The organism is Pseudomonas sp. BF-R-26 (assembly GCF_019947395.1).
Lineage (GTDB): Bacteria > Pseudomonadota > Gammaproteobacteria > Pseudomonadales > Pseudomonadaceae > Aquipseudomonas > Aquipseudomonas farris.
This window is the reverse complement of the sequence record NZ_JAGYGK010000015.1, coordinates 41,311-65,986: the sequence shown is the minus strand read 5'-3', so window position 1 is coordinate 65,986 and position 24,676 is coordinate 41,311. Positions and strand designations below refer to the sequence as shown.

The window sequence follows — 24,676 nt, the reverse complement described above, 5'->3', positions numbered from 1 at the left end:
CGTCATCCGTAAAGTGTAGATCCCTGGGAATTGTGGTGCTGCTACTGGCCTCATCGCGGGCAAGCCCGCACACACAGGGATCTTCTGTGAATGCAACATTTGTGAACAACAGAGAACACTGTGGGAGCGGGCTTGCCCGCGATGGGGCCCTAAAGGCCGGCAAAGGTCGTGAGCGGTACTTGCATCTTCCCCGACTCGCCCGCATAAATCAGGACATGAATCTGCCCATCCCCACGGACGCTGCTCTGGCAGGCTTTCACCCCGCCGTCAGCGCCTGGTTCAGCAACACCTTCGCGACGGCCACCGCCGCCCAGGCCCGGGCGTGGCCGTTGATCCGCCAGCGCCGTTCGACCCTGATCGCCGCGCCCACCGGTTCCGGCAAAACCCTTACCGCGTTTCTGGCCGTGCTCGACGATCTGGTCCATCGTGGCCTGGAGAGCCCGGACGGCCTGCCGGACGAAACCCTGGTGGTCTACGTTTCACCGCTCAAGGCGCTGTCCAACGACATCCAGATCAACCTGCAAAATCCGCTGGCCGGCATTACCGAACAGTTGCGGGTGATGGGCTTGCCCGACGTGTCGATCAGCACCGCCGTGCGCACCGGCGATACGCCGCAAAAAGATCGCTCGGCCATGCGCAAAACCGCGCCGCACATTCTGGTGACCACCCCGGAATCCCTTTACGTGCTGCTCGGCTCCGACTCCGGACGGCAAATGCTCGGCACCACCCACACGGTGATCGTCGACGAAATCCACTCCATTGCCGCCAGCAAACGCGGTAGCCACCTGGCCCTGAGCCTGGAGCGTTTGCAGGCGCTTTGCTCGCAGCCGCTGGTGCGTATCGGCCTGTCCGCCACGCAAAAACCCATCGAAGCGGTCTCGCGCTTTTTGGTCGGCCGTGATCGCGACTGCGAAATCATCGACATCGGCCACGCCCGCCCACGGGATCTCGATATAGAGGTGCCGCCCGTGCCGTTGTCGGCGGTAATGGCCAACGACGTCTGGGAACTGGTCTATGACCGACTCGCCGCCCTCGCCCGTGAACACCGGACCACGCTGATTTTCGTCAACACCCGGCGTCTGGCCGAACGCCTGAGTCGACACTTGAGCGAACGCCTCGGCAAGGACGCGGTAGCGGCCCACCATGGCAGCCTGGCCAAAGAGTTTCGCCTGGACGCCGAGCAACGGCTCAAGCGCGGCGAACTGCAAGTGCTGATCGCCACTGCTTCGCTGGAATTGGGGATCGATATCGGCGACGTCGATCTGGTGTGCCAGATCGCTTCACCGCGCTCGATTGCCGGGTTTCTGCAACGGGTCGGCCGCTCCGGGCACCAGGTTGGCGGCACGCCCAAGGGCCGTTTATTCGCCACCACCCGCGACGACCTGATCGAATGCGCCGCCCTGCTCGATTGCGTCCGCCGTGGTGAACTCGACACGTTGCTGATCCCCGAAGCGCCGCTGGACGTGCTGGCCCAGCAGATCATCGCCGAGGTCAGCTGCCAGGAATGGCAGGAACAGGCGCTGCTGGAAATGCTGCGCAACGCCTCGCCTTACGCCACGCTCGACGAAAAGCACTATCAGGCACTGCTGCAAATGCTCGCCGAAGGCTACAACGGGCGCATGGGTATTCGCAGCGCTTATCTGCACCGGGACGCCGTAAGCCGCACCCTGCGCGGCCGTCGAGGCGCCAAGCTGACTGCCGTGACCAGCGGCGGGACGATTCCGGACAACGCCGACTACAGCGTTTTGCTGGAGCCTCAAGGGCTGAACATCGGCAGCGTCAACGAAGACTTCGCGGTGGAAAGCATCGCCGGGGATATCTTTCAGTTGGGCAATACGTCGTATCGAATCCTGCGGGTCGAAACCGGCAAGGTCCGGGTCGAAGACGCTCAGGGACAACCGCCAACCATTCCGTTCTGGCTCGGTGAAGCACCCGGGCGCAGTGATGAACTGTCATTCGCCGTGGCCCGCCTGCAAGCGCAACTCGATGAGCGACTCGGCGCCACGCCCGGCAACTTGCAGCCGGCCGTCGACTGGCTGACCGACACCCTCGGCTTGAATCTCGCCAGTGCCGAGCAACTGGTGGATTACCTGGCCCGGGCACGGCAGGCCCTCGGCGCCTTACCGTCGCAAGACACGCTGCTGATGGAGCGGTTTTTCGACGAGTCCGGCGGTACGCAGCTGATCATCCATTCGCCGTTCGGCAGCCGCATCAACCGCGCCTGGGGCCTGGCCCTGCGCAAGCGTTTCTGCCGCACCTTCAACTTCGAATTGCAAGCCGCAGCCAGCGAGGACGCCATCGTGTTGTCGCTGTCCACCGGTCACAGCTTCGAACTGGAGGACGTCTGGCGTTATCTGCACAGCAACAGTGCCGAACATACCTTGATTCAAGCGGTGCTTGAGGCGCCACTGTTCGGCGTGCGCTGGCGCTGGAACGCAGGGGTCGCTTTGGCACTGCCGCGTTACAGCGGCGGACGCAAAGTACCGCCGCAGATCCAGCGGATGAAAAGCGAAGACCTGATTGCCAGCGTGTTTCCCGATCAGATCGCCTGCGTGGAAAACCTCGCCGGCGAGCGCGAGATTCCCGATCATCCGCTGGTGGAACAAACCCTCGACGATTGCCTGCACGAAGCCATGGACAGCGAAGGCTGGCTGGCATTGTTGCGGCGCATGGAACAGGGCGACATCCGCCTGATCAGCCGTGATCTGCCAGCACCTTCGCCACTGGCGGCGGAGATTCTCAGCGCCCGCCCCTACACCTTTCTCGACGATGCTCCGCTGGAAGAGCGCCGTACTCAGGCAGTGCTCAGCCGTCGCTGGAGTGATCCGCAGTCCACCGATGATCTCGGTGCGCTGGACGCCGAGGCGATTACCGCGGTGCGTGATGAAGCCTGGCCTACGCCAACCGGCATTGATGAAATGCACGAAGCGCTGATGAGCCTGGCGTGCATCGCCGATGCCGAGGCTCAGGCCAACCCGAATTGGCTCGATTGGCTGAATACCCTGGCCGACAGTGGCCGCGCCAGCCGTTTGCAGATCAACGCCGCGCAATCGCTGTGGTTGGCGCTGGAACGGCTGACCTGCCTGCGGGCGATTTATCCACAAGCCACATTGGCTCCACCGTTGGAGGCATTGCCCGGTTTCGATGAAACCTGGGAGCCGGACGAAGCAGTGCTGGAACTGATTCGTGCACGGCTCAGTGCGTTTGGTCCGTTGCCGCTGAAAGCGATTGCCGAACCGCTTGGATTACCGGCGATACAAGTCACTCAGGCCTTGGCGCAACTGGAGCGCGAAGGCTATGTACTGCGCGGACAATTCACCCCAGGCGCCCCTGAAGAAGAATGGTGTGAACGGCATCTGCTGGCGCGGATTCATCGCTACACGGTCAAACGACTGCGACGGGAAATCGAGCCGGTGGCGTTGCAGGATTTCATGCGTTTTCTGTTCGACTGGCAGCATCTTTCCGCCGCGAGCCAAGGTCAGGGCCGCGCGGTATTGCCGGCGATCATCAGCCAGTTCGAAGGCTACCCCGCCGCCGCTTCGGCGTGGGACAGCGACATTCTGCCGGCGCGTATCAAAGACTATTCGGCGATCTGGCTGGATGAGTTATGCCGCAGCGGCAAACTGGTCTGGACCCGACTGACCACACGCAACAAGAGCACCAGCACGGCATTGCGCAGCACACCGATTCTATTGCTGCCGCGCAGTCAGGTCGGGCTGTGGAGCAGCTTGACCGAGCAGACACCGGTCAGCGAACTGTCGCCCAAAACACAAAAGGTCCATGAAGCGCTCAGTCAACATGGCGCACTGTTTTTCGATGAGCTGATTCATGAAGCCCATCTGCTGCGCTCAGAACTGGAAATCGCCTTGCAGGAACTGGTCGGTGCCGGGCTGGTTAACGCCGACAGCTTCGCCGGACTGCGAGCGCTGATTACCCCGGCCAGCAAACGCCAGAATCGCAGCAGCCGACGCGGGCGCGGAGCGTTTGTCGGCGGGATGGACGATGCCGGACGCTGGGCGTTGCTGCGCCGCGGTGCTGCCGCGCCGGTTGTGGATAACCACCGCCCGGTTTCAACCCCCAGAGAAACGTTGGAACACATCGCCATGACCTTGCTGCGCCGTTACGGCGTGGTGTTCTGGCGCTTGCTGGAACGCGAGGCGGACTGGTTGCCGAGTTGGCGAGAATTACTGCGCACATTCCATCGGCTCGAGGCTCGGGGCGAGATTCGTGGCGGGCGGTTTGTCAGTGGTCTGGCGGGGGAACAATTTGCGCTGCCCGAGGCGATTCCCTTGCTGCGCGAAGTCAGGCGGCGACCGCACGACGGAAGTCTGATCGCGGTGTGCGGGGTGGATCCACTGAACCTCGCCGGCACCTTGTTGCCAGGCGCGAAAGTGCCGGCGCTGGCGAGCAATCGACTGGTGTATCGCGACGGCATACCGGCCGCCGCCGAGATCGCCGGCAAGCAGCAGTTCTGGCTGGAACTGGATCAGCAGGCCAATGCCGAGGTGCGTAGCAAACTGATCCGGCATTGATGTTGTCCGGACCGGCCCCATCGCGGGCAAGCCCGCTCCCACAGGGATCTTCTGTGAATGTAATATTTGTGAACAACAGAAAAAACTGTGGGAGCGGGCTTGCCCGCGATAGGGCCATCCGCATCAACACAAATCATTGGGTACGCGGCTGATCCGGCAACAACACCGGCGAACCCTCCCGCGTCGGCCCATCATCTTCTGGCTCATCCACATGCCTTTTGGGGATCAAAACCTGCTGTGGATAAGTCTGCGCGAAATGCACCCATGGGCTGTTATCCACAAGCTTTTTCAAACGCTGATTGAACGCCCGGCTCACCGCATATTGCCCACCCGACACGGTACGAAACTGCGCCGTCAACACCACGCCGTTAAGGTCCATTTTGTCGACCCCGAACACATCCAGCGGCCCTTGCAGGTTGTACTTGAGAAACGCATCGTCACGAATCGAATCCCCGGCTTCGCGGATCAGTTCTATGGCCTTGTCGACATCGGTGTCGTAGGTGAACTGCACCGAGAAAAATGCAAATGCAAACTGCCGCGATTGATTGGTCACGGCCTTGATCTGACCGAAAGGCACCGAGTGCACAAAACCCTTGCCGTCGCGCAGGCGCAGGGTGCGAATGGTCAGGCCTTCGACAGTGCCGGCGTGGCCGGAATCGAGCACCACCCAATCGCCGATCGACAAAGTGTCTTCGATGATGATGAACAATCCGGTGATTACGTCCTGCACCAGTTGCTGGGAGCCGAAACCAATCGCCAGACCGACCACCCCGGCACCGGCCAGCAGCGGCGCAACATTGATCCCCAGATTAGCCATGGTGGTGATCGCGCAAATCACCACCAGGATAATTTTGATCGCGTTGCGCAGCAGCGGCAGGATGGTTTTCACCCGTGTGCTCGGCTGGCGCGCCGAGCGTTTGCTGACCGGTGGTTTCAAGGCTTCCTGAATCGCGGTGTCGAGCACCACCCAGAGCAACCACGTCACCAGAAAGATCATGCCGATACTGCTTAACGAATTACTGATCGCTCGGCCCACGGAGTTGCGTTCAGCAAACTCGAACAGCGACACGCCCCAGATTCGCCCGAGGATTTCGATGAACGCCACGGCCATGACGATCCGCAGCAAGGCGTGAAGCAAGCTGAGAAACCGCTCCTTGTAAGCACTGCTGCGCTGGATCGCTTCGGCCCGGCGAGTCTTGAACAAGTGCTGGAAAATCGTGCTGAGAAACACCATCGCAATCAGCAGTACGGTGGTGAATAACGCACAGCGCAGGGCCTTTTGATTGTCCTCGCCGACGCCGATCAGGTTGATCGCAGAGACCAGCACCATCAGCAGGATCGGCCAGTACCAGAGCCCCGAAAAGATTCGCAGGGACTCTTGCAATGAGGGCTGTTTGAGGCGTTGGGTCAATGGGCGGTTACGGATCAGATGCGCCACCGGACGACGCAGGCGAATCACCAGCAAACCGAAGATGATCGACGCGAACAGCCCAGTGAAGACCGCGATGCTGCTGGTGATGTTGCCGCCCAATTGCCGGGCGATCTGCGGGCTGGTCAAGGCATCGCTCAGCGCCGCAAGGAAGCCAATCATGAACAGCGGTCTGGGGCAGTAGTCACGGATAATCTGCACCGCCGGGCGCTTATGACCGGTATTGAACATGACGATCACGCAGAGCAGCATCGAGGTCGAGAAAATGCCGCTGCTGGTGGCGTAGGCGAAACACAGCGCGAGGGCGCGACCGACCGAAGCTTGCAGAAAATGGCTGACGTAGAGGGTCAGCGGCAGACAGATCACGGCGGGCAAGGTGAAAGGCATCAAATACTTGAGCAGGTCCTGGCTGCGCTCGCGCGTTCGCAACCACCGGCCCAGGTTCAAATGCCTGGCCAGAATGCCGCCGAGTACCGTGAGCAAGGCAAACGTGCCGAGCCACACACCGGACAACAACAGGAAATCAGCGGCCACGCCCCAGGAAGAACGGGACGATGGCTGATTCACCAGTTTGTCCACTTCATCCGCCGCCCGATCGGCGCGCAGACGCCAGGCGTCGACCAGATTTTGGTTGAGATCGAGTTTGTCCTGAACGTCGTCGATGCTGGAGCTGATGGCCCCGAGCAGGCCTCCCTGGACCAGCGGCTCAGCCTTGGCGGGCTCTTCAGTTGCAGCGGCAACGCCTGGCAACGTGGCGGCTTCCAGTTCGTTGCTGCCCACAAACAGCAACGCCCCCAGTAGTATCGCGGTCTTGAACTTGAACAAAACGCGGAGCTCCTTCACAAGGGTCTGTAAGGAACTGATTGGCAAATGGCGGCCAAGTTCGGTTTTGGACCATTAGATATCGAACACTACAGATACTTTGTGGCGAGGGGGCTTGCCCCCGTTCGGCTGCGAAGCAATCGTAAATCCAGCCAATACGGTGGGTCAGGAGGAACTGGTCGGCAGGTTTTGGGGCCGCTTCGCAGCCCAACGGGGGCAAGCCCCCTCACTACAGGGTTTGATGGGCAGACGCTCGATATTTGACCAGCACGCAAATATCAAATACCCATCCCTGTATTTTTCCGCACGACCCAAACCCCGACACTGCGCTCCATCAATCCCCACCGGAGTTGCAGCCATGCCCATCGCCTTGCTCGCGCTGCCCCTCAGCGCTTTCGCCATCGGGACGACTGACTGCCTGGAGCGGGCGTCTTGACCGATTGGGTCCGGTGTATGCCGAACCGGCTGAGGGTTCGGCCCGTATGGCCACCGGTCATTGATGGACCTTGTGGGAGCGGGCTTGCCCACAATGGCGGTCTAACAGTCGACATCAATGTTGAATGTTCTGGCCTCATCGCGGGCAAGCCCCACATTATTTGATGTGTGGCGTTTTTGGGATTTACCGTCCGTACCCCCGTCGAAACTTTCTCGTACACCCGGCAGTCATCAAAAGACAGAGGCTGTCCGAGGGCTACATAGACGGGAGGCGACATGGCGGCGATTCATATTGGTATTTCAGGCTGGCGCTACACGCCTTGGCGGGGGGAGTTCTACCCGAAGGGGCTGACCCAGAAGCGCGAATTGCAATTCGCTTCACGGGCAGTGAACAGCATCGAAATCAATGGATCGTTTTACGCCCTGCAACGGCCAGAACGTTATGCCCAGTGGTACGACGAAACCCCAGCGGGCTTCGTGTTCAGCGTCAAGGCGCCGCGTTTTATCACCCACATCAAGCGCTTGCGGGACATTCATAAGCCGCTGGCGAATTTCTTTGCCTCCGGGGTGCTGGAACTCAAGGAAAAACTCGGCCCGATCCTCTGGCAGTTTCCGCCCAACTTCAAATTCGACCCTGAATTGTTCGAAAGCTTTCTCGAACAATTACCCCACGACACGGAACAAGCCGCCGCCCTCGCCCGCCAGCATGAGCCACGCTTGAACGGTCACGCCAGCATGAAGGCCTACGGCAAGAAACCGCTGCGCCATGCCGTGGAAATTCGCCACGAAAGCTTTGTCGATCCCGCCTTTGTCCGTCTGCTCAAACGCTACAACACCGCGCTGGTCATCGCCGACACCGCCGGTAAATGGCCGTACCGCGAAGACCTCACCAGTGATTTCGTCTATCTGCGCCTGCACGGTGCCGAAGAGCTCTACGCCAGCGGTTACACCCCACAAGCGCTGAAACGCTGGGGCGACCGGATCGATGCCTGGTATCACGGACAGCAACCGGCAGATCCGCAATTGATCGCGCCCCGGCAAAAAACCAAGACGCGCAGATCCCGGGAAGTGTTCTGCTATTTCGATAACGACATCAAGGTCCGGGCGCCCTTCGATGCCCGCCGCCTGCTTGAGCGTTTCCATCTCGACAAGGACCTTGCCACCGCCCCCGGTGAGCCAGTTGCCGAAGGAGTGCTGCCATGAGCGTTCCCGAACCGGTCGGCACAACGGATGAACAGCAACCCATCATCAGCGCCGTGAGCCGCTTCACCGTGCTGACGGTCAACACCCACAAGGGTTTCACCGCGCTCAACCGACGCTTCATCCTGCCCGAGTTGCGCGAAGCAGTACGCAGTGTGTCCGCTGACGTGGTGTTTTTGCAGGAAGTGCATGGCACTCACGAATATCACCCGCAGCGCTACCTCAATTGGCCGGCGATGCCCCAGTACGAATTCCTTGCCGATACCTTGTGGCCGCAATTTGCCTATGGGCGCAACGCGGTCTATCCGGCGGGCGATCACGGCAATGCGCTGTTGTCGAAATTCCAGATTATTCGTCACGACAACCTCGACGTTTCCATCCACGGCCATGAGAACCGTGGAATCCTGCATTGCGTGCTGCGGATGCCCGGCGATGGCCGGGAAGTGCATGCCATTTGCGTCCATCTGGGGCTTCGCGAAAGTCACCGCACGGCACAACTCAAGCTGCTGACCCAACGTTTGGAAGAGTTGCCGGAGGATGCCCCGGTGGTGATCGCCGGCGACTTCAATGATTGGCGCCTGCGCGCTGATGCGCTGCTCAAGCCCTGCGGCTTGCGTGAAGTCTTTGCCGAACTGCATGGCAAACCGGCGCGTAGTTTCCCGGCGCGTTTGCCGGCGTTGCGCCTGGACCGCATCTACGTGCGCAACCTCAAGGCCAGCCATCCGCAAGTACTGGCGGCACGGCCCTGGTCACACCTTTCCGACCATGCACCGCTATCGGTGGAGATCGAGCTATGACCGGCCCATTGATGGAAAAAACCACGATCGAACACGTTTCCACACCGCCGCCCGTGCGTGAGCCGGCGGTCGTTAACGTCGAATACGGTTGGCACGGTAACAACCGGGTCCAATTGCTGGAGAACGGTGAGGAATACTTTCCACGGGTGTTTGAAGCGCTGCGCCAGGCCCAGAGTGAAATCCTGCTGGAGACCTTCATTGTGTTCGAGGACAAGGTCGGCAATGAGCTTCAACAGATCCTGATTGAAGCGGCTCAACGCGGTGTGCGCATCACCGTCAGCCTCGACGGTTTTGGTTGTGGCGAATTGAGTACGGAGTACCTCGCGGCCCTGAGCAATGCAGGTGTGCGCCTGCAAATATTCGACCCCGCCCCGCGTCACTTTGGCATCCGTACCAACTGGTTCCGTCGTCTGCACCGCAAGATTGTGGTGGTCGACGGCACGATTGCGTTCCTCGGCGGAATCAACTTTTCCGCCGACCATTTGGCCGACTTCGGCCCCGAGGCCAAACAGGATTATTCGGTTGAAGTGCAAGGCCCGGCGGTGGCCGATATTCATCATTTCACCTTGCTGCAAAGCGGTCGCCCGGCCCGGGCCAAATACTGGTGGCAACGCCGCAGACAGAGGCGCGCGGAACTGGCGGTCAGCGATCATGATGGTCAGGTACGGCTGGTGTATCGCGACAATGGCGAACACCCGGGCGATATCGAAGAGGTGTACTTGCAGGTCGTGCGCAGTGCCCGGCATCGCGTGGTGATCGCCAACGCCTACTTCTTTCCAGGCTATCGGCTGCTGCGGGAGATCCGCAACGCGGCGCGCCGAGGGGTCGAGGTGCGCCTGATTCTTCAGGGGCAACCGGATTTGCGGGTGGCCCGGCTCGCCGCGCGCATGACCTATGACTATCTGCTGCGGGCCGGGGTAGCGATTTACGAATATTGCGACCGTCCCCTGCATGGCAAAGTCGCCCTGGTCGACGAGGATTGGAGCACCGTAGGCTCAAGTAACCTCGACCCGCTGAGCCTGTCGCTGAACCTGGAGGCCAACGTGTTGATCCGCGACCGTGCCTTCAACCGCGACTTGTTCGAGCGTCTCGACGAATTAAGCAGCAACCACTGCAAGGTCATGTCGGCGGACAAGGCGCCTCGCGGACGGGTCTGGCACATGACCATTGGTTTTCTGGTGTTTCACTTCCTGCGGCATTTCCCGGCGTGGGCCGGTTGGCTGCCGGCGCATAAACCGCGCCTGAAACCCTTCATCCATCCGACCGGGAGCGATAAGGCATGAGTCATTCTGATGCGCAGCCTGCCCCTCACTCCGACACACCGCGAAAATCCCACTGGCACCGCTGGAAAAAGCCGCTGACGATGCTGTTTTTTCTGGCGTTGATCGTGCTGTTCACGATGCTTGCCCAACGCATCGAATGGGGCGAAGTGTTCGATACCCTGGCCGATTTCAAGGTGCGCACACTGATCATCGCGTCCGGACTGACGTTGATGAGTTTTCTGGTGTACGCCTGTTTCGACTTGATTGGCCGTACTTACATCCGGCAGGACCTGACTTGGCGGCAGATCCTGCCGGTGGGCATCATCAGCTATGCCTTCAACCTTAACCTGAGCGCCTGGGTCGGCGGGGTCGCCATGCGTTATCGGTTGTATTCGCGGCTCGGCGTGAGCAAAAGCAACATCGCGAAAATCCTCGGGCTGAGCCTGGCGACCAATTGGTTCGGCTACATGGTGATTGCCGGCACAGTGTTCAGCAGCGGACTGGTGCGAATGCCGCCAGGCTGGAAACTGAGCAGCGGTGCCCTGCAAGGCGTGGGCGTGTTATTGCTGCTGTTGAGCGCGGGGTATCTGGCCGCCTGTCGGTTTTCCAGGCGACGGCAATGGTCGATTCGCGGCGTGGAAATCAATCTGCCGTCGCTGCACATGGCGGTCCTGCAACTGGCCCTCGGCGCGCTCAACTGGTCGCTGATGGCGGCGGTAATCTTCACCCTGCTGCCGAGCAAGCTGGACTATCCGCTGGTGCTGGGCGTGTTGCTGATCAGCGCCTTTGCCGGAGTTATTACCCACATTCCGGCCGGGCTCGGCGTGCTGGAGGCGGTGTTCGTGGCGTTGCTGCAACACGAGGCCTCACGAGGAAGTCTGGTGGCGGGGTTGCTCGCTTATCGGGCGATCTATTTCCTGCTGCCACTGCTGATTACCGTGGTGATGTACCTGGTGGTGGAGGCCAAGGCCAAGTCGTTGCGGATTTCGAAAAAACCGGGGTGAGGTGTGGCGTTGGGGGATGACGCCTTCGCGGGCAACCTCGCTCCTGCATTTGATCCGCGTTGCCTGTCTGAACGCGGTCTAATGTGGGAGCGAGCCTGCTCGCGAATGATCGCAAGAACACCGCAAATCTCAACTCGACTGAATAATGCTCAACCGCTCGCCCACCACCATTTCCGTGATCCAGCCCACCAGAATGCTGGTATACGCCTGTTGTGAGACAGGCTCGCTCAAGGCGTGATCGGCACCGTCGATAATCCGGTGAGTCAGCGAGTGGGTCTGCTGACACGCCGCGCGGTAACTCATGATGGTCGCGTGGGGCACATAGGCGTCCGTCTCGGACTCCACCAGCAACACATCCCCGGTAAATTGCGAACAGGCATGCAGCGCGCGATTGCTGTCGGCGCTGACCCGCGTGCTGCGGTAATCGCGCAAATCGAGCTTGTCCAGCTCACGCTTGGGTGTGTGCCAAAAGTCGTCTCGATACAACGCCGGCACCCGCAACGCCAGCCAGCGCACCGGGCGCAACGACGTCAGGATCGAGGCCAGATAACCGCCATAACTGGTTCCGACCACGGCGATCGCCGACGTGTCGAGCGCCGGATGGGCGAGCAAGCGGTCGTAGGCTGCCAACAGGTCACGCAGATTGTCTTCGCGGGTTACCCGAGATAACGGAATACCGGTCCCGCCAGTATGGCCGCGCAAGTCGAATGTCAGGCACACGCAACCCAACCCGGCGATGCCTTTGGCGCGCTCCAGGTCGCGCTCCTGACTACCACCCCAGCCATGAACAAAAAGCACACCCGGGACTTTCGATTTGGGGCTGAGGAAGGTTCCGCTCATCTGTTCTTCGTCAATGTCGATCTGAATGGTTTCGCTTCTAGCCGTCATAGGATTTGACCGTTACGTACTTGAGAAGAAAGTCACTGTGTTCCGCTGACCCGCGGTAGACCTCAATGGCGTTGGCCGGCAGAGGTTGATCGGTATAGGTTTCGATCGACGACACGCGAATCGCTCGCAAGCCGGGGTTGTTGACGAAGCTCTGCAGTGCCGCGACTTCAGCACTGCTGGCACCGCCCAGGCGCCAGGATTGTTCGAGCACGCCGCTGCGTTGTTTGCCGTCGCAATCCAGCCCTTGGGCGATGTCGTAGTTGCGCCGCGAGGCGTAGAAACCGGGGTAGGCTTCATCGGCCGCGCTGTCGAATACCTGCGCTTGCTGGATCGCCAGCCTCGTGTCTTCCGGTAGTTCCAGCGCCAGCAGGTCCTCGTAATAACCCTGCACCACCAACAGATTGGACCCTCCATAAACCTGCTCGCCCTGACCGTCTTCGGTCAAGTATTGATCACCGCAATAACTCAGCACTTTGTCGCCGATAAAACTCTGACCGACACTATGGGTGACCACCTCGGTCAAGTCTTGTTCCAGCACCACACCTTCGGTGAACAATGTTTTGGCATCGGGGCGAGCAAGGATGGCGTCGAACTGGTCGAGGCTTTTGATTACTTCCTGACCGCGTCCGGCGCAGGCATGAATAGGTTTCATGCGGATCGGACCGCTGTAGAGCAGGTGCTCCGCCGCCGGGCGAGCATCCTCCAGGGAGAACACGCTGAGGCCATCGAGCACGACGCTGCGTACCCGGTCGGAAAACAACGACGACCAGCCTTCGGGCGCGAACGCATAGCGATTCAACAACCCATGGCTGATGGCTTTGGTGCAGATGAAATCGTGGTCGACGTAACCGCCCCACAAATCCTCCGGCCCTTTGACGCCCAGTTGCCGGGCGGCAGCAACGCCCACCAGCGTTTGGGTCGGCAACAGATAAATATCCCGGCCGCTATGCAGCTGCGGGTCGTAACTGCCGCCATATTCGAGCCCGACGACCTGCGCCAGCCAACGGGCCAACGCGCGATTGGTTTCGACTTCGTGTAGCGAGGCACTGGGTCGCACTGAATGGGCGAGTACCAGTTTCTTGCGGTTTGTTGGGGTCATGCGTTCCCCTTCAATCTACGTCTGATAAATGTAGCTGAAGGAGGTGCAGAGATCAGGCCAATGGCGGCTGGAGAAAAATAGTTTTTAAATCAGCCAATTGCGAAATAGGTGGTAGCACAAGGCCTGTTTTATTCTGCACGACACCTTTCAATGCTCCCGGCATTTTGCACGACTCAAAACCTGCTCCCACATTTTTAGATCTGTGGTAATGCTCGCTACCGAGCCACTGCCGCGGTCGCAGACACACCAAACCGCCCACGGTAATCACTCGGCGCCAGCCCGGTAATCTTTTTGAACGTTGCCCGAAACGCACTCGGGTCCTGGTAACCCACGGTCCAGGCAATGTGATCAATGGTGCCGTTGGTGAATTCGAGCATTTCCCGCGCCTTGCCGACTCGCAGGTGCTGGCAGTACTCGGTGGGTTTCAACCCGGTTGCCGCACGAAAACGCCGCAGGAAGGTGCGCTCTTCCAGCCCCGCCCGCTCGGCCATCGCCGCCAACGAGACATCGGTCGCCCCGGTGCTTTGCAGCCAATGCTGGACCTTGAGAATCGACGCATCGCCATGGTTGAGAATCGGTGAAAAGTTACTGCCACACTCGCTCGCGCTGTCGCTGTGTTCCACCACCAGAAACCGCGCCGTGCCGGTGGCAATGCTCGGCCCGAGCAAGCGGTTCACCAATCGCAACCCCAGCTCTGACCAGGCCATCAACCCGGCAGTGGTGATCAGGTCGCCATCGTCGACAATGGGCGTATCGGCCTTGAGCTTGATCGCCGGATAACGCTCGGCGAAAGCCTTGGCCGAGGTCCAGTGGGTAGTCGCGCTACGGCCATCGAGCAGGCCGCTTTCGGCCAACAGTATAGAACCCACGCAGACCCCGCCGAGGGTCGCACCGTTGGCATGTTGCTGACGAAGCCAGCGAATCAACCCTTGGGGCGCCTGACCCTCGGAAAAACCTCCGATCGAGGGAGGGATCAACACGGCGACCAATGCGCCGGCCGGGCCGGGATGAGAATCATAGACCCGCTCGGGCACTTGATCGCCATCGACCTGCCAGTGACTGACCCGCAGCAACGGCAGCTGCGCCGCCTGATGCTCGGCGGCGATCCGGTTGGCCACGCCGAACAGGTCCGTCAGCCCATGCACCGCCGCCATCTGCGCACCGGGATAGATCAGCACTCCCAGTTCGGCGACTGCCCTTTCTACACCCATTGTCAGTTTTCCCCCTGCTATTGTCGGTGCGGCCAATCCTCGAGCCGCCCGCTAAACCCAATACTTGATGCCACGCCCAATACACACTTCGAGGAAACACCCATGGCCAAACAAGCACTCATCGTAGTCGATATCCAAAACGACTACTTCCCTCAGGGCAAGTGGCCGCTGGTGGGCGCCGACGCCGCAGCGGACAACGCCGCACGGTTGATTCAGGCGTTTCGCGAGGCCGGCGATCAGGTGGTGCACATCCGCCACGAATTCACCTCCGACGCCGCACCGTTCTTCGCGCCGGGCTCCAACGGCGCGAAGCTGCACCCCAAAGTCCTCAACCGCGCTGACGAGTCGGTGGTGCTCAAACATTTCGTCAACTCGTTCCGCGAGACCGAACTGGAAGCCATCCTCGACCAGCAAGGCATCGAGCACTTGGTGGTGGTCGGGAGCATGAGTCACATGTGCATCGACGGCATCACCCGAGCCGCGGCCGACTTGGGTTACACCGTTACCGTCGTCCACGATGCCTGCGCCACCCGTGACCTGGAATTCAATGGCGTCACCGTCCCGGCCGCCCACGTTCATGCCGCCTTTATGTCGGCCTTGGGTTTTGCTTATGCCAGCGTGGTGTCCACTGACGATTTTCTGGCTGATTAAGATGAGGAACCTGTGGGAGCGGGCTTAACTGACTGGCATTGAGTGATAGACCTTCTTTTGTCATACACCTGTGCAACAGTCGAAAAAATCTCACGCGTGAGCTATTGAGGTCCGCAAAAATTGCCTGTAGTGTTTCTCACGCGTGAGTTTTTCACAACGGGGTCAGCATCATGAAAAGCAGCTCTCCATCAGATCCGCCTACCGGATCTGTCACCGATTCAGCGAGCCAAAAGGGAGAGCGCTCGAAACCGTCCGCAAAAAAACCATCCAGCTTCTACATGAAGCAGATGCGCGCGGGCCTGGGTGCCGCCGGTTATGTGAAACACGAGACTTGGGTGCTTCCCGAAAACCGAAGCCTGCTCAAGCAGATGGAGAAACAGCTACGCCAACCGATTCTGGCTGGCTCATTCATGTCGGAGAATTACATGAGCGCAGGTAATAACTGGAATATCGATCGCCTCTACAGCGCCCTTCAGGCCCTCGACGAAGTGGTTTCGAACGACATCACCCTCTCCCTCGTTCAAGGCTCCGAGTCCAGCATCAAGCTGGAAATGAACGATTTCGGTGGCTTGCCGATTTACATCGCGGTGGTTGGCGATCAGGTCATCGTGGATACCGTTCTGGTCGATGTCGAGTCCATCAACGACGTACCGGCATTCAATGACGCCGTTCTGCGTAGCCGGGAAATGTTCCCGCTGTCCTCGATCGGTATCGAGTCGATGCCCAACGGGCAGGTCGTTTACAACATGTTCGGCGCACTGAGCTCCGACTCCAGCCTGACCAACGTCGTGACCGAGGTCAAAACCCTCGTCGACAACGTCCAGCGCGCCAGCGAAGCCTTTGAACGTTTCTTCATCTAATTTTTCGGGAACAGGAAATATCCAATGACTCAGTCCATCTGGAGCAAATTGTTCACCGCGCTGCGTGGCGGTGCCAACGAAGTCGGCGAATCGATCGTCGACCAACAGGCCCTGCGCATCCTCGACCAGGAAATTCGTGATGCTGACAGCGCGCTGGCCAACGCCAAGCGTGAGCTGGTCACCATCATGGCCAAGCACAAACTGTCGGCTGATCGCGTCAGCGAGCACAACGCCAAGATCAAGGACCTGGAATCCAAGGCCCTGGCCGCGATCCAGGCCAACCGCGAAGACCTGGCACTGGAAGTGGCCGAAGCCATTTCTACCCTGACCAACGAACTGGATGTCGAGCAAAAGCAGGCCACCGAATTCGGCGGTTACGCGGACAACATGCGCAAAGACATCACCAAGGCTGAAAGCCGCATCAAAAGCCTGCGTCAGCAAGTGGACATGGCCAAGGCGCGTGAAAGCGTACAGAAAGCCCAGGTCAGTGCTTCGATCGCCAGTGGCGGCGCCAACGGCAAGCTGGAAACCGCCGTCGGTACGCTGAACCGCCTGCAAGCCAAGCAGCAACAACGCGCCGCTGAACTGGAAGCCCAGGACCAACTGGCCGATGCGTCGACCGGCACCGACCTGGAGCGCAAGCTGCGCGAAGCCGGCATCACGCCGAACGAAGGCAGCGCCAATGCGATTCTGGAACGCCTGAAGAAAAAATCGGCTGAGTAATCGACTCAAGTGCCGGATGCATAACCTGTGGGAGCGAGCCTGCTCGCGAAGAGGGAGTGTCAGTCGACATCAATGTTGCCTGACAAAACGCTTCGCGAGCAGGCTCGCTCCCACAATGGGTTGCGTTTCAATTTTCGTCGAGTCGAGTTGAGTCGAGGTCACGGATGGATGCCCTGAAGGGGTTCAAGACAATCGCAGGCGTGGCCCTCTTCATGGTCGCGTTGCAACTGCTCAATGTGGCGACTGGCCACAGCCTTATTGCCTTCGGCCTGGTGCCGAGAACACTGCAGGGACTGGTCGGCATCATCACCTCGCCTTTCTTGCACGGGTCCTTTGCGCATCTGAGCACCAACCTGATTGCGTTTTTGATCCTCGGTACCCTGGTCATTGTCGAAGGGCTCAGCCGGTTCATGGCCGTCAGCGCCATCATTATTCTGTTGGGCGGTTCGCTGGTCTGGTTGTTCGGTTTTGCAGGCGTGCACATCGGCGCCAGCGGATGGGTATTCGGGCTGTGGGCGTACCTCCTGTCGCGCGCCTGGTTCCAGAGGAGTTGGAGCAACCTGATAACGGCCAGTGTCGTGGTCCTGCTCTATGGCGGCCTGATTTTTGGCTTCTTTCCTCGCCAAGGCATGTCCTTCGAAGGGCATATCTTTGGTGCGATCGCCGGATTTATTGCAGCCAAGGTACTGTTATCTACGCCGCGCAGCAGGTTTAATGCCGCCCGGTAACCGCATTTGAGCACTTAGACGCCAGAGCGATTACGTCGCCAGGAATGAGCCCCCCATGGAGTCAGGGATGTAATGTCGATTTTCCTTTTATTGCGCACGTACGCCTCGTCCTTCTTCCATCGGTTCGGCTGGGCAGGCCTGGCCATTGCGTTGGGCATACACCTGAGCACGGCCTATATCGGCCTGGTGCTTCTGGGCGAACAACACCTCATCGCCCCCGCCACGTTTACCTACTTCTATCTCACCACCACGCTCACCGTCGGCTATGGCGATCTCGCGCCGCAGACATCGGCGGGACGAATTTTCGTGGCTACCTGGGTCATGCTCGGGGGCATTGCGCTGCTGACGGCAGCCATCGGCAAAACCACCAGCAGCGTCATCGATGTATGGAGAAAAGGCATGAAGGGCAAAGGCGATTTCACCGGCAAGGTCGGCCATACCGTTCTCATCGGCTGGGAAGGCGCATCCAGCGAGCGGGTCATTGAATTGTTACTGCAGGACGAAACCTCCAATGACAACCTGATCGTCATTTGCGATTGCGACCTCGAAGAAAATCCCATGCCGGGCAAAGCGAACTTTATCAAAGGCGAAAGCCTGTCCTCTGCCGCGCTTTTGCTGCGGGCCGGCGTTCCCGGTGCCGAACGCGTCCTGGTGCGAACCCATTCAGACGATCTGACCCTGGCCACCGTGCTGGCGGTCAATCAACTGAGCCCTGTCGGGCATGTGGTCGCCCACTTCAATGAAAGTGAAATCGCTGCGCTCGCCAGCGCCTACGCGCCCAGCCTGGAATGCACCTCAAGCATGGCCATCGAAATGTTGGTGCGCGCCTCTCAGGATCCGGGCTCATCAGTGGTCATCAATGAACTGTTGTGCGTGGGTCAAGGCGCTACCCAATACCTGATGAGACTGCCCGAGACTTTTGAAGCAACCTTCGGCGATCTGTACGCACAGATGAAAGAGCGCCACAACGCTACCCTTATCGGCTACCGCGCCAAAGGCGCCCGACAGCCTTCGATCAACCCGCCCGGCGCCACTCGCGTTGAGGGCGGCGAGCTCTTCTACATCGCCTCCACTCGCCTCAAGGAAATCACCAATGGGATGGTTTAAACAGTTGATGGGGCTTGAGGCCCCGAAAGCGAATACAGAATCGAAATGGACAGCCAACGAAACCCTGCCCGCCATCGGCCCGCTGGGCCTGGCATTGGGCAAAGAGGTGATGTTCGACACCACCCTGAAGTTGTTGCTCGACGGTAACACCACCGTGGTCATCCCTGGCTCCCAACAGATCTGGAGCGCTGGCACTGTTGATCTCGGGCAGTCGACCTGGCTGTCACGCTATTACATGAACGACGAAGACTACTGGCTGCAAGTGCACACCACCGGTGACATCGCCGGACAGGTCGAGTCGGTGATCCTGTTCAATTACCTCAGTTACGTCACCATCAACAGTGAAGCGGAGCTGCGTCGACTGGCCGGTCCTCAAAGCCTGATCGGCCTGCCGACCTACACCCACAACGGCGTCGAATACACCCGCGAATGGGGCACCGAGAGCGGCCAGACAGAACTGGTGGCACTGAGCGAACACCTGAAAAACCCGGATGAGTCCTACAGCATCGAGCACCGTTCGATGCTGTACGCCCGCGAAACCGGCCTGACCGATCGCCGGGAATTCCTGCTGTTTTCCGTCGAAGAAGACGCCGAAGGCACCATCAGCTTGAGCACTTCGCTGGGCATTTCGCTGTACACCACTGACCTGAACACTTTTTAAAAAGGAAGAAGTCCATGCTTGAAGCGCTCTCCATCTCCCTGAACAAAGCCGCCGTGCTCGGGTTTGTTTCGTACATCCTCGGCGCCGCCGTGCTGTTCGCGCTGTTCCAGTTCATCTACACCCGAATCACCCCGCACAGAGAGTTCGAACTGATCCGTTCGGGTAACGTTGCGGCCGCGATCGCGCTGAGTGGCGCCATCATCGGCTTCGCCATTCCGGCCAGCAATGTGATTGCCTACTCGATCAGCCTTCTGGATTTCGTCGTCTGGGCAGTGATCGCCGCTTTCGTACAACTGCTGGCGTTCCTGATGACCAGCCTGGTGCTCAAAGGCGCCTCTGAACGCATTAAAAAGGGCGAAATCGCCGCGGGCATCTATGTCGCGGCAGTGGCCATCAGCGTCGGCATGTTGAACGCCGCGTGCATGACCCCTTCCCAGAACTGATTGCGCCACGGAGATCCCGATGAAACGAAGCAAGTACGTTCAGCTCTCCCTGGCCGCGTCGGTCGCCATGGCGATCTCAGGCTGCGGGCCAACGGAAAAAACCTACGAGATACACAAAAAATACAACTTCCAGTCCGTTCAGCAGTGCGCGGATGAAAAGCTCCCGGTCGATATCTGTTCTGACGCCTACATGAAGGCCATGACCCAGCATCGAAGCATTGCGCCGGTGTACGACAACCAGGCTGATTGCGACGCCGACTTTGTCGCCGACTGGTGTCAGCAGGATTCCGCCGGCAAGTTCATCCCCAAGCTCGGCGGTTTCGAGCTGAGTGCCGATGGCGAAGTGACGCAATCCGAAGTAGACGCAGCCAAGTCAAAATTACCCGCTTCGGAAGCGACTGCCGCTGGGTCGGGATTCTCCGGCAGCAGCCTGCTGACCGGGCTGTTGATCGGCAACATGCTCAGCAACAACCGCAACAGTTTTTACTCCGAACCGGTCTACCGCTATCGCGATGATCGCGGCAGCTACTCGTCCTCGACACTCAGTCAGCGGGTATCGTCAGGTTCAACCTTCAACAGGTCCAATCAGGTGCGGTACGGCACCAGCAGCTACAGCGACACCATTACCCGCAGCAAGGCGGCGTCTGTGGCCTCGGCCACCTCTCGCGGCGGCTTCGGCAGCCAGGCCAGTGCACGCAGTGGCTGGGGTGGATCAAGCAAGAGTTCTGGCGGTTCGAGCAGTTAAGGAAACAGGGCCATGAAGAAAATCCTTTGCGCCGAGCGTCATGACTGGAAACAGACCGCCGAAAGTCTCGGCTTTCTGTTCCATACCATCGACGACGAACCTTATTGGGACGAGAGCGCGTATTACCAGTTCACGCTTAAACAGATCGAGAACGATCTCGAAGACCCGACCACCGAGCTTCATGACATGTGCATGGACCTGGTGGCCCGCGTGGTTCAGAGCGAGGAGCTGCTGGAGCGCCTGAGCATTCCAGCGCCATTCTTCGATATGGTTCGCACTTCATGGCTCGAAGGCCACCCGCACCTGTATGGGCGCATGGATTTCTCCTACAACGGCAGCGGGCCGGCCAAGTTGCTGGAACTCAACTACGATACGCCGACCAGCCTGTATGAGGCCGCGGCGTTTCAGTGGGGCTGGCTGGAGCAATGCATCGAACGCGGCTTGCTGCCCAAGCATGCCGACCAGTTCAACAGCATCGACACCAAGCTGCATCAGGCTTTTGCCCAGCTGCAGCTCAAACAGCCCTTCTATTTCGCCTCGATGAAAGACTCGGTCGAAGACAAAGGCACCACCGACTACTTGCGCTTGATCGCGGAAAAGGTCGGCATCGAATCACGGCATATCGACCTCGAAGACATTGGCCTCACCAATGAAGGACGTTTCGTCGATTTAGAAGATCGCTGGATTCCTCACCTGTTCAAGCTGCATGCCTGGGAATTCATCTTCCACGAACCCTTTGGTGGAGCGATTGCTCAGAGCGATACACAGTTTTTCGAACCGGCCTGGAAGTCGATCATTTCCAACAAGGGCATCCTGCCGCTGCTGTGGGAGTTCAACAAAGGTCACCCGAATCTGCTCGCGGCGCACCTGGATACCTACCCGGGCAAAGCGGTACCCAAAGGTTGGGTGCGCAAACCGTTTTTTTCTCGAGAAGGCGCCAACATCGAGCTGCAAACCGCTGATGGTCTGATCGTGAAAGAGGACGGTCCCTACACCGACGCGCCGTTTATCCTTCAGGAGTTCGCCCCGCTGCCGAAGTTTGGCGAGAGCTTTACGCTGGTTGGCTCTTGGGTGATCGGCGATCAGGCGGCCGGTATTGGCGTGCGGGAAGACAACAGTTTGATCACCAAGGATTCAAGCCGGTTTTTGCCGCACCTGATACTCGACTGATCCATCCATCGCCGGTGTGGACATAAGTACGATGCCCGCAAGACTTACGGCTGAAATACCGGATAATGGCGGCCAAATCGTCTAGCCCGTTATTCTGGTAATCCCCCCATGGAAATCAAGGTCAACTTTCTCGACAACCTTCGGCTTGAAGCCAAGTTCGATGACTTCACGGTGGTGGCCGATCAACCTATCCGCTATAAGGGCGATGGCTCGGCACCTGGTCCATTCGACTACTTCCTGGCTTCGTCGGCGTTGTGTGCGGCGTACTTTGTGAAGTTGTACTGCAGCACGCGCAATATCCCCACGGATAACATCCGTCTGTCGCAGAACAACATTGTTGATCCGGAAAACCGCTACAACCAGATTTTCAAGATCCAGGTCGAGTTGCCGGCGGACATCTCCGACAAGGACCGCCAGGGCATCCTGCGTTCCATCGACCGTTGCACCGTGAAAAAAGTGGTGCAAGCCGGGCCTGAATTTGTGATCGAAGAGGTGGAAAACCTCGACGCCGATGCCCAGGCGTTGTTGATGCCTGCTTCGAGTTCAGCGGCGAGCACCTATATCGCGGGCAAGGATCTGCCGCTGGAGCAGACCATCGCCAATATGTCAGCCATTCTGGCTGACTTGGGCATGAAGATTGAAATCGCCTCGTGGCGCAATATCGTGCCCAATGTATGGTCGCTGCATATCCGCGATGCGCACTCGCCGATGTGCTTTACCAACGGCAAGGGTGCGACCAAGGAAGGCGCGTTGGCGTCGGCATTGGGCGAGTTTATCGAGCGACTCAACTGCAACTTCTTCTACAACGACCAGTTCTGGGGCGAAGACATCGCCAATGCAGCGTTTGTGCACTACCCGGACGAACGCTGGTTCAAGCCTGGCCGTAAAGATGAGCTGCCAACTGAAATTCTCGACGAGTACTGCCTGAAGATTTACAACCGCGACGGCGAGCTGCGTGGTTCCCATCTGATCGATACCAACTCAGGCAATGAAGAGCGCGGCATTTGCTCGCTGCCGTACGTGCGCCAGTCGGATGGCGAGGTGGTGTATTTCCCGTCCAACCTGATTGAAAACCTGTTCCTGAGCAACGGCATGAGTGCCGGTAACACGCTGGCCGAAGCCCAGGTGCAGTGCTTGTCGGAGATTTTCGAGCGCGCGGTAAAACGCGAAATCATCGAAGGTGAATTTGCACTGCCGGATGTGCCGGCCGATGTGCTGGCGAAGTACCCCGGGATACTGGCCGGTATTCAGGCGCTGGAAGAGCAAGGGTTCCCCGTGTTGGTGAAGGATGCATCCCTGGGTGGTGAATTCCCGGTGATGTGCGTCACGTTGATGAACCCGCGTACCGGCGGCGTGTTCGCCTCGTTCGGTGCGCATCCGAGCCTGGAAGTGGCGCTGGAACGCAGCCTGACCGAATTGCTGCAGGGTCGCAGCTTCGAAGGCCTCAACGACTTGCCCCAGCCGACTTTTGAAGGTCACGCAGTGACCGAGCCGAATAACTTCGTCGAGCACTTTATCGACTCCAGCGGCGTGGTTTCGTGGCGCTTCTTCAGTTCCAAGTCGGATTACGAATTCGTGGAGTGGGACTTCTCCGGCCAGGGTGAAAACTCGAATGCCGAGGAAGCCGCGACCTTGTTCGGCATTCTCGAAGGCATGGGCAAAGAAGTGTACATGGCGGTCTACGAGCATATCGGCGCGAAGGCGTGCCGCATCCTGGTGCCGAACTATTCGGAAATCTATCCCGCGGACGATCTGATCTGGGACAACACCAACAAAGCGCTGTTTTTCCGTGCCGACATCCTGAACCTGCATCGCCTGGACGAAGACGAACTGCAAGCGCTGGTTGAGCGCCTGGTGGAAAGTGAGCTGGACGACTACACCGACATCACCTCCTTGATCGGCATCGAATTTGACGACAATACGGCTTGGGGTCAGCTGACGATCCTGGAGTTGAAGCTGCTGATTTATCTCGCCTTGCAACAATTTGAAGAGGCGAAAGAGGCGGTGGAAATGTTCCTGCAGTACAACGACAACACGGTTGAACGTGGCTTGTTCTACCAGGCCGTCAATGTGGTGCTGGAGATGAAGCTGGACGAAGACCTGGAACTGGAAGACTACGAGGCCAATTTCCGCCGGATGTTTGGCAACGAGCGGACGGATGCAGCGATCGGATCGGTGGACGGCAGAGTGCGCTTCCATGGCTTGACGCCGACCAGCATGAAACTGGAGGGGCTCGACAGGCACCTGCGGTTGATCGATAGCTACAAGAAACTGCACTCGGCACGGGCCAATGTAGCCACTTTATTCAGTTAACAGCGCCCACAAAAAAGCGAAGCCAGATCACTGGCTTCGCTTTTTTTATTACTTACTGGATTGCAGCTTTTTAGAACGGGATATCGTCATCAAAGCTGTCGAAATCCGGAGCCGGCTGAGGAGCGGCCTGCTGCTGTGGAGCCGGGCGCGACTGTTGCGGTGCCGACTGCTGCGGACGCGGAGCCTGTTGGCGTGGAACCGGGGCGGACTGCTGGTAGTTATTGCCCCCGCCTTGTTGATCGCCCTGCTGTGGACGGCCGCCCAGCAGTTGCATGGTGCCTTGCATGTCGACCACGATTTCAGTGGTGTAACGCTTGATACCGTCTTTTTCCCACTCGCGGGTCTGCAGCTTGCCTTCGATGTACACCTGCGAACCTTTGCGCAGGTATTCGCCGGCAATTTCGGCAACCTTGCCGAACATCGACACACGGTGCCATTCGGTCTTCTCGACCTTCTGACCGGTTTGCTTGTCGGTCCACTGTTCGCTGGTCGCCAGACTCAGGTTGGTCACGGCGTTACCGTTAGGCAAGTAGCGAACTTCGGGATCCTGGCCGCAAGTGCCGACCAATATGACTTTGTTAACCCCACGGGCCATA

20 protein-coding genes are annotated in these 24,676 nt (G+C 59.1%); 15 read left to right on the top strand and 5 right to left on the bottom strand.

Annotation, left to right across the window (positions count from 1 at the left end):
• Window positions 1-215: 215 nt before the first annotated feature.
• Window positions 216-4,532 (top strand): DEAD/DEAH box helicase, encoded by a 4,317-nt coding sequence (locus KGB18_RS22260; protein ID WP_223570472.1) that lies wholly within the window; start codon window positions 216-218, stop codon window positions 4,530-4,532.
• A gap of 133 nt (window positions 4,533-4,665) precedes the next feature.
• On the opposite strand, the gene KGB18_RS22255 is transcribed toward KGB18_RS22260, so the two are convergent.
• Entirely contained in the window at window positions 4,666-6,786 is a 2,121-nt protein-coding gene (locus tag KGB18_RS22255; protein ID WP_223570471.1) for a mechanosensitive ion channel family protein, read from the bottom strand.
• Between the two features lie 708 nt (window positions 6,787-7,494).
• Here KGB18_RS22255 and KGB18_RS22250 point away from each other — a divergent pair.
• The 4 genes from KGB18_RS22250 to KGB18_RS22235 are packed head-to-tail and all read left to right on the top strand — an operon-like array spanning window position 7,495 to window position 11,481.
• On the top strand, window positions 7,495-8,421 hold the full coding sequence (locus KGB18_RS22250) for a DUF72 domain-containing protein (protein ID WP_123720576.1): 927 nt from the start codon (window positions 7,495-7,497) through the stop codon (window positions 8,419-8,421).
• Window positions 8,418-9,215, top strand: coding sequence for an endonuclease/exonuclease/phosphatase family protein (locus KGB18_RS22245; RefSeq protein ID WP_123720577.1), 798 nt, complete (start codon window positions 8,418-8,420; stop codon window positions 9,213-9,215). Before KGB18_RS22250 ends, KGB18_RS22245 begins: the two co-directional genes overlap by 4 nt.
• Complete coding sequence (clsB, locus tag KGB18_RS22240) at window positions 9,212-10,498, top strand: cardiolipin synthase ClsB (protein WP_123720578.1); 1,287 nt, start codon at window positions 9,212-9,214, stop codon at window positions 10,496-10,498. Before KGB18_RS22245 ends, clsB begins: the two co-directional genes overlap by 4 nt.
• Window positions 10,495-11,481, top strand: a complete 987-nt coding sequence (locus KGB18_RS22235; protein ID WP_123720579.1) for a lysylphosphatidylglycerol synthase domain-containing protein — start codon at window positions 10,495-10,497, stop codon at window positions 11,479-11,481. Before clsB ends, KGB18_RS22235 begins: the two co-directional genes overlap by 4 nt.
• Window positions 11,482-11,610: 129 nt before the next feature.
• Here the strand turns inward: KGB18_RS22235 and KGB18_RS22230 are convergent, their stop codons facing one another.
• From KGB18_RS22230 to KGB18_RS22220, 3 genes are all read right to left on the bottom strand, one after another.
• Window positions 11,611-12,369, bottom strand: coding sequence for an alpha/beta hydrolase family protein (locus KGB18_RS22230; protein ID WP_223570470.1), 759 nt, complete (start codon window positions 12,367-12,369; stop codon window positions 11,611-11,613).
• Entirely contained in the window at window positions 12,359-13,468 is a 1,110-nt protein-coding gene (locus tag KGB18_RS22225) for a DUF3182 family protein (protein WP_223570469.1), read from the bottom strand. Before KGB18_RS22225 ends, KGB18_RS22230 begins: the two co-directional genes overlap by 11 nt.
• A gap of 215 nt (window positions 13,469-13,683) precedes the next feature.
• Window positions 13,684-14,679 carry a GlxA family transcriptional regulator gene (locus KGB18_RS22220; RefSeq protein ID WP_123720581.1) on the bottom strand — a complete coding sequence of 332 codons (996 nt, stop codon included), beginning with the start codon at window positions 14,677-14,679 and terminating at the stop codon, window positions 13,684-13,686.
• Window positions 14,680-14,781: 102 nt separating this feature from the next.
• Between KGB18_RS22220 and KGB18_RS22215 the strand changes: the two genes are divergently transcribed.
• From KGB18_RS22215 to KGB18_RS22170, 10 genes are all read left to right on the top strand, one after another.
• Complete coding sequence (locus tag KGB18_RS22215) at window positions 14,782-15,330, top strand: cysteine hydrolase family protein (RefSeq protein WP_123720582.1); 549 nt, start codon at window positions 14,782-14,784, stop codon at window positions 15,328-15,330.
• Window positions 15,331-15,608: 278 nt separating this feature from the next.
• Entirely contained in the window at window positions 15,609-16,190 is a 582-nt protein-coding gene (locus KGB18_RS22210) for a YjfI family protein (protein WP_030131197.1), read from the top strand.
• A gap of 24 nt (window positions 16,191-16,214) precedes the next feature.
• Window positions 16,215-16,913 (top strand): PspA/IM30 family protein, encoded by a 699-nt coding sequence (locus tag KGB18_RS22205; RefSeq protein WP_123720583.1) that lies wholly within the window; start codon window positions 16,215-16,217, stop codon window positions 16,911-16,913.
• A gap of 164 nt (window positions 16,914-17,077) precedes the next feature.
• Entirely contained in the window at window positions 17,078-17,641 is a 564-nt protein-coding gene (locus tag KGB18_RS22200) for a rhomboid family intramembrane serine protease (protein ID WP_223570468.1), read from the top strand.
• A 72-nt stretch (window positions 17,642-17,713) separates the two neighbouring features.
• Window positions 17,714-18,748, top strand: a complete 1,035-nt coding sequence (locus tag KGB18_RS22195; RefSeq protein WP_123720585.1) for an ion channel — start codon at window positions 17,714-17,716, stop codon at window positions 18,746-18,748.
• Window positions 18,735-19,409 (top strand): DUF2491 family protein, encoded by a 675-nt coding sequence (locus KGB18_RS22190; protein WP_223570467.1) that lies wholly within the window; start codon window positions 18,735-18,737, stop codon window positions 19,407-19,409. The genes KGB18_RS22195 and KGB18_RS22190 overlap by 14 nt, the downstream gene beginning before the upstream one ends.
• Before the next feature lie 14 nt (window positions 19,410-19,423).
• On the top strand, window positions 19,424-19,852 hold the full coding sequence (locus KGB18_RS22185) for a DUF350 domain-containing protein (RefSeq protein WP_123720587.1): 429 nt from the start codon (window positions 19,424-19,426) through the stop codon (window positions 19,850-19,852).
• Between the two features lie 19 nt (window positions 19,853-19,871).
• A complete protein-coding gene (locus tag KGB18_RS22180) occupies window positions 19,872-20,597 on the top strand; it encodes a DUF1190 domain-containing protein (protein WP_223570466.1) in 726 nt (241 codons plus the stop codon).
• Window positions 20,598-20,609: 12 nt separating this feature from the next.
• On the top strand, window positions 20,610-21,767 hold the full coding sequence (locus KGB18_RS22175) for a glutathionylspermidine synthase family protein (protein ID WP_223570465.1): 1,158 nt from the start codon (window positions 20,610-20,612) through the stop codon (window positions 21,765-21,767).
• 108 nt (window positions 21,768-21,875) lie between these two features.
• A complete protein-coding gene (locus KGB18_RS22170) occupies window positions 21,876-24,080 on the top strand; it encodes an OsmC domain/YcaO domain-containing protein (RefSeq protein WP_123720590.1) in 2,205 nt (734 codons plus the stop codon).
• Window positions 24,081-24,150: 70 nt separating this feature from the next.
• Here the strand turns inward: KGB18_RS22170 and KGB18_RS22165 are convergent, their stop codons facing one another.
• Window positions 24,151-24,675 (bottom strand): single-stranded DNA-binding protein, encoded by a 525-nt coding sequence (locus KGB18_RS22165; protein WP_223570464.1) that lies wholly within the window; start codon window positions 24,673-24,675, stop codon window positions 24,151-24,153.
• Window position 24,676 lies beyond the last annotated feature (1 nt).

What these genes read in the sequence shown, in the direction of transcription:
- KGB18_RS22260 (WP_223570472.1), top strand. Translation starts at nt 216, where the DNA reads ATGAATCTGCCCATCCCCACGGACGCTGCTCTGGCAGGCTTTCACCCC.
- KGB18_RS22250 (WP_123720576.1), top strand. Translation starts at nt 7,495, where the DNA reads ATGGCGGCGATTCATATTGGTATTTCAGGCTGGCGCTACACGCCTTGG.
- KGB18_RS22245 (WP_123720577.1), top strand. Translation starts at nt 8,418, where the DNA reads ATGAGCGTTCCCGAACCGGTCGGCACAACGGATGAACAGCAACCCATC.
- clsB (WP_123720578.1), top strand. Translation starts at nt 9,212, where the DNA reads ATGACCGGCCCATTGATGGAAAAAACCACGATCGAACACGTTTCCACA.
- KGB18_RS22235 (WP_123720579.1), top strand. Translation starts at nt 10,495, where the DNA reads ATGAGTCATTCTGATGCGCAGCCTGCCCCTCACTCCGACACACCGCGA.
- KGB18_RS22230 (WP_223570470.1), bottom strand. Translation starts at nt 12,369, where the DNA reads ATGACGGCTAGAAGCGAAACCATTCAGATCGACATTGACGAAGAACAG.
- KGB18_RS22225 (WP_223570469.1), bottom strand. Translation starts at nt 13,468, where the DNA reads ATGACCCCAACAAACCGCAAGAAACTGGTACTCGCCCATTCAGTGCGA.
- KGB18_RS22220 (WP_123720581.1), bottom strand. Translation starts at nt 14,679, where the DNA reads ATGGGTGTAGAAAGGGCAGTCGCCGAACTGGGAGTGCTGATCTATCCC.
- KGB18_RS22215 (WP_123720582.1), top strand. Translation starts at nt 14,782, where the DNA reads ATGGCCAAACAAGCACTCATCGTAGTCGATATCCAAAACGACTACTTC.
- KGB18_RS22210 (WP_030131197.1), top strand. Translation starts at nt 15,609, where the DNA reads ATGAAGCAGATGCGCGCGGGCCTGGGTGCCGCCGGTTATGTGAAACAC.
- KGB18_RS22205 (WP_123720583.1), top strand. Translation starts at nt 16,215, where the DNA reads ATGACTCAGTCCATCTGGAGCAAATTGTTCACCGCGCTGCGTGGCGGT.
- KGB18_RS22200 (WP_223570468.1), top strand. Translation starts at nt 17,078, where the DNA reads ATGGATGCCCTGAAGGGGTTCAAGACAATCGCAGGCGTGGCCCTCTTC.
- KGB18_RS22195 (WP_123720585.1), top strand. Translation starts at nt 17,714, where the DNA reads ATGTCGATTTTCCTTTTATTGCGCACGTACGCCTCGTCCTTCTTCCAT.
- KGB18_RS22190 (WP_223570467.1), top strand. Translation starts at nt 18,735, where the DNA reads ATGGGATGGTTTAAACAGTTGATGGGGCTTGAGGCCCCGAAAGCGAAT.
- KGB18_RS22185 (WP_123720587.1), top strand. Translation starts at nt 19,424, where the DNA reads ATGCTTGAAGCGCTCTCCATCTCCCTGAACAAAGCCGCCGTGCTCGGG.
- KGB18_RS22180 (WP_223570466.1), top strand. Translation starts at nt 19,872, where the DNA reads ATGAAACGAAGCAAGTACGTTCAGCTCTCCCTGGCCGCGTCGGTCGCC.
- KGB18_RS22175 (WP_223570465.1), top strand. Translation starts at nt 20,610, where the DNA reads ATGAAGAAAATCCTTTGCGCCGAGCGTCATGACTGGAAACAGACCGCC.
- KGB18_RS22170 (WP_123720590.1), top strand. Translation starts at nt 21,876, where the DNA reads ATGGAAATCAAGGTCAACTTTCTCGACAACCTTCGGCTTGAAGCCAAG.
- KGB18_RS22165 (WP_223570464.1), bottom strand. Translation starts at nt 24,675, where the DNA reads ATGGCCCGTGGGGTTAACAAAGTCATATTGGTCGGCACTTGCGGCCAG.